The organism is Pseudomonas sp. HY13-MNA-CIBAN-0226 (genome assembly GCF_040310305.1).
Taxonomy (GTDB): Bacteria; Pseudomonadota; Gammaproteobacteria; order Pseudomonadales; family Pseudomonadaceae; genus Aquipseudomonas; species Aquipseudomonas gregormendelii.
The window spans coordinates 1-242 of sequence record NZ_JBEOPS010000558.1; the positions used below are offsets into that span (position 1 = coordinate 1).

Sequence of the window (242 nt, forward strand, 5' to 3'; positions counted from 1 at the left end):
CAGCTCCTGATTTTCCCAAACCTCATAAGTGACAAAATTATTAGGATTGGCATTGTCTTGATGTAGGTTATACTGAATACAGCCTGTTTCAGCTTGTGACGCTTTGGTTAGCTTGAGTAGCTCAGATTTGGCTTGCTCAGTGTGTTCGGGTTTGATCTCAATAGTGGCAACGAGGGTGATGGCTTGGTTTGCTTGCGTGTTCATAATGGCTTCCTATGTTTATATACTATGATGATTTTGAG

At 41.3% G+C, this 242-nt stretch carries 1 protein-coding gene; it reads right to left on the reverse strand.

Annotated features, from left to right (window positions below):
- A partial coding sequence (locus tag AAEZ05_RS29900; protein ID WP_350650272.1) for a putative quinol monooxygenase occupies positions 1-204 on the reverse strand: 204 nt, incomplete at its 3' end.
- Positions 205-242: the final 38 nt, after the last annotated feature.